Raw genomic sequence first — 3,802 nt, 5'->3', positions numbered from 1 at the left:
CCCGCGCTGACCGTTGTCCCCGGCGGGCTCGAGATCGACAACTCGCCGGTCACGCGCGAGGTGGACGGCGAGATCGTTTTCGCCGAGGTCGCCGACCTCGACGTCGACGGCTCGCCGGAGGTCTACGTTTACGTCCGGTCGGCGGGCAGCGGCTCCCACGGCTCTCTCGTCGCCTTCGCTGCGAACAAACGCAAATCACTGAGCGATATCTACCTGCCGCCGATCGCCGACGATCCGAAGGCGGTCACGGGGTATCTCGGCCACGACGAGTTCCGGGTGGTCGAGAACAGCCTCGTCCGTCGCTTCCCCGTGTACCGCGATGGCGACAGCAGCGCCCAGCCGACCGGCGGCATGCGCCAGATCCAGTACAAGCTCGCTGCCGGCGAGGCAGGCTGGTTCCTGCGTCCGGACAAGATCGTCGAGTACTAGCCCGGAGGGAGTCGCAGAGAGCCTTCCGCGCCGGCGCGATCCGCCTTTCGGCTTCGGCCCGCGCCGGCCGGCTACTCGCGGTCGAGGCCGATGCGCACGGCCTTGACGGAGTTGCTCGCGACCTTGAGGCCGAAGTTGGGCTGACCTGCCGCCTTCTTCACCAGGACGTCCTCGCCGTCGTCGACTTCGACGGAGTACGCCTTGGGATCGAGCTTCTCCCGGAGGACGTCGCGGATCTTCCGGGCGACGGCGTTCTCGCCGGTGCCTTTGGCGATCGGGACGGCGACCTCGAAGGCGGCGACACCTTCGGGAGAGAAGGCGAAGACGATCTCGCCGTCCGATTTCGCGCCCTCGCTCACCTGGATGCGGTACTTGTTCGAGGCCGCCCAGGCCGGCATGGCGGCGAGCGCCCAGACTGTGACGACGACCATCGCGAGACGAATCGCCCTGGAGTTGTGCATGCCGCAGTCCTCTTTCTCAGAAGCTGATGGGGCGGTAAATCTCCATCCGACAGGACCGGGTCGGTCCTGTCGCGGAGCCGCGCGCGGAATCGTATCGAAGGTCTCTTCCGACTTCGCGCTTCGAGACCTGCCCATGAGGGCAAGGAGACGAAGTCCAGAGGACCTGCAGGATCCTCGTCGTTCGACACGTCCCACGCAATCTCTCGGGCGGGTGGCTACTCACCCAGGGCGTGGCTCGCGAGGAACGCCCAGATGCGGCCCTCCTGGCCGGCGATGACGTGGCCGCCGTTGGTGACCAGGATCAGCTGGTACTTGGCGCAGCTCGGATCCCAACCGGTGAGGTCGTAGACCTGTGCGGTGTTGCCGCCGGCAGAGTAGGTCTCGCGCAGCACGCCGTCGTCGAGCCCGCCGGCGTTCGCGCCGTCGAAGCAGCCGTGCTGCGCCGCCCAGAACTTCATCGGCCAGAAGACGCGCCAGTCGATCGACCAGTCGATCGGATCGTGGAAGGTCGAGGTCGGCGGCGGTGCGACGGCGCCGTCGTTCGTGCCGTGAATGTGCAGGATCGGCGCCGGCGCGTCGTGATGGACGGAGCTGGAGTTGTCGGCCTCGCAGTCGGCATCGCCCGCCTGGCAGTAGAGCAGGCCGGCATTGACCGCGACCGCCGCCAGTCGGTATTTCGTCGACGGCCGCTGCAGCAGGTAGTACGGCATGTACGCCCCGCGCGAAACGCCGCCGGCGTAGATCCGCGCCGGGTCGACCGCCGAGCCGGCGACGCCCTCGGCGATGAGGCGATCGAGGAGCAGGCTCAGGAACTGGGCGTCCTGCGGCTGTCCTGCCAGGTCTCCTGCGGCGTGGGTCCACGTCTGGCCGATTCCCGAGGGCGTCACGACGATCGCCGCATCGGAATCGGTATACGGGTAGAAACCGGCGCCGAAGCTCCCGCCGCCGCTGCCGCCGTCGCCGTGCAGCCAGAGAAGCACCGGGCGGCCGGCCGCAGGCGCGGGCGTTCCCGGCACGCGATAGAAATAGGTGTGACTCTGCGCGTCGCTGGTCGCGAGCGTGTCCGAGCCGGAAATCGGATCGCCGTTCCAGGCGCCGGTGGTGCCGCTCTCGAATCCGTCGGCGAAGATCGGATCGCCCCCGAGCTCGCGGCCGAACCGGTCTGCGCTCCCGGGCCGGGGTGCGGCAAGGGCGACGGTGAACGAGATCGCGAGCAGCAGCGTCGCGGCGAGCTCCCCTCTTTTCACGGGCGACCTCCAGGAGTGGTGGCGGCTGGCGGGCTCGCCGCGGCAGCAGCGGCTACGTAGTGTTCGCGCAGCGCCGCGTCGAGGGCGTCGGGGGTGTTCCAACCGCCGACCTCTGCGGTGAGGGCGTCGGATTCGGGCGGGCCCCAACTGCCGGGCTCGTAGATATGCAACGGGCCGCTGCCGGAAAGCACCGGGTCGACGATCGCCCAGGCCGCTTCGACGACGTCCTGGCGCGCGAAGAGCGTGGCGTCGCCGGCGATCGCGTCGCCGAGCAGCCGCTCGTAGGCCTCCATCCGTCCCGCTTTTCCCTGTTCGGCGCCCTCGAGGACCGAGAGCTCGACCGGCCGCCCGACCATCCCTTCGCCGGGCTCCTTGGCGCGCGCGCCCAGGGCGATACCGACCTGCGGACTCAGGCGAAAGCGGACATGGTTGCCCATCGCCGGCGCCGGCTCCGCGAAGACGACCTGCGGCGGATTCTTGAACTCGATCGTCACCTCGGTGAGGGTGCGCGCCAGGGACTTTCCGGCGCGGACGAAGAACGGCACCCCCTCCCAGCGCCAGGAGTCGATCGCCAGGCGCAGAGCGGCGTAGGTCGGGACGCGCGAGTCGGCGGCCACCCCAGGCTCCTCGAGATAGCCACGAAACTGCCCCGTGACGAGATTCCCGGCGTCGAGCGGCCGGACATTGCGCAGGACCTTCGCCTGTTCGTCGCGGATCGCCTCGTCGTAGGTCGAGGAGGGGGCCTCCATCGAGAGATAGCTCACCACCTGCAACAGATGGTTCTGGATGACATCGCGCAGGACGCCGGTCTCCTCGTAGAACCGGCCGCGTCCCTTGACGCCGAACGATTCCGCCATGGTGATCTGCACGTTCTCGACGTAGTTCCGGTTGAGGATCGGCTCGAGAAAGGCGTTGGCGAAGCGGAAGTAGAGGATGTTCTGCACCGCCTCCTTGCCGAGATAGTGATCGATGCGGAAGATGCTCTCCTCGGGAAAGGCCTCGTGCAGGGTCCGGTTCAGGTCGCGCGCCGAGGCGAGGTCGCGCCCGAACGGCTTCTCGAGGATGACCCGGGCGTCTGCGGTACAGCCGGCGGCCTGGAGGTTCCCGACCACCACCGGGAAGAGGCTCGGCGGAATCGCGAGGTAGGCGACCGGGCGGCGGGCGCCGGCGAGCTCCGTGCGCAGCGCGGCGAAGGTCGCCGGGTCGTTGTAGTCACCGTCGACGTAGCGCAGGTGCGCGGCGAGAACGGCGAAGCTCGCCTCGACGAGACCGCCGTGCTCGCTGACGCTCGCTCGGGCGTGGTCGATGAACTGCTCGCGGGTCCAGCCGGACCGTGCGACGCCGACGACCGGGAAGTCGAGCCGGCCGCGGCCGGCCATCGACTGCAGCGCCGGAAAGATCTTCTTGTAGGCGAGATCGCCCGTGGCGCCGAAGAAGACCAGGGCGTCCGAGCGCGGTCGGCCGTTCTTCGTCACGACGCCGTCTCCGGCTTTTCCGCCTTCTCCGCCTTCTCCGCCTTCTCCGCCTTCTCATGGTGTCCGCCGAAGCCGAAGCGCATCGCCGACTGCACCTGATTCTGGAACTGCGCGTTGCCGCGCGAGGCGAAACGCTCGAAGAGCGCCGCGGCGAGCACGAACGCCGGCACGCCGAGATCGTTGGCCGCGG

The 3,802-nt window shown here is 68.9% G+C and carries 5 protein-coding genes; 1 reads left to right on the top strand and 4 read right to left on the bottom strand.

The window, feature by feature from the left end; translation table 11 throughout:
• The coding region (locus KBI44_21620; GenBank protein MBP9147086.1) for a hypothetical protein at positions 1 to 429 on the top strand (429 nt) is incomplete at its 5' end.
• 71 nt (positions 430 to 500) lie between these two features.
• Here KBI44_21620 and KBI44_21615 read toward each other — a convergent pair.
• The 4 genes from KBI44_21615 to KBI44_21600 all read right to left on the bottom strand — a co-directional run.
• On the bottom strand, positions 501 to 890 hold the full coding sequence (locus tag KBI44_21615) for a hypothetical protein (GenBank protein ID MBP9147085.1): 390 nt from the start codon (positions 888 to 890) through the stop codon (positions 501 to 503).
• Between the two features lie 215 nt (positions 891 to 1,105).
• On the bottom strand, positions 1,106 to 2,137 hold the full coding sequence (locus tag KBI44_21610; GenBank protein MBP9147084.1) for a hypothetical protein: 1,032 nt from the start codon (positions 2,135 to 2,137) through the stop codon (positions 1,106 to 1,108).
• The gene (gene zwf / locus KBI44_21605) at positions 2,134 to 3,612 is read right to left on the bottom strand and encodes a glucose-6-phosphate dehydrogenase (GenBank protein ID MBP9147083.1); all 1,479 of its coding nucleotides are present in this window, start codon (positions 3,610 to 3,612) and stop codon (positions 2,134 to 2,136) included. The genes KBI44_21610 and zwf overlap by 4 nt, the downstream gene beginning before the upstream one ends.
• Positions 3,609 to 3,802, bottom strand: a 194-nt coding sequence (locus KBI44_21600) for a 6-phosphogluconate dehydrogenase (decarboxylating) (protein MBP9147082.1), incomplete at its 5' end; no start/stop codon positions are given. The genes zwf and KBI44_21600, both read right to left, overlap by 4 nt.

The sequence above is a fragment of the Thermoanaerobaculia bacterium genome, from assembly GCA_018057705.1.
In the GTDB taxonomy this organism is placed as follows: Bacteria; Acidobacteriota; Thermoanaerobaculia; order Multivoradales; family JAGPDF01; genus JAGPDF01.
Note: the sequence above shows the minus strand (reverse complement) of the source record. Positions and strands in the feature narration are given on the sequence as shown.

What these genes read in the sequence shown, in the direction of transcription:
- KBI44_21615 (MBP9147085.1), bottom strand. Translation starts at nt 890, where the DNA reads ATGCACAACTCCAGGGCGATTCGTCTCGCGATGGTCGTCGTCACAGTC.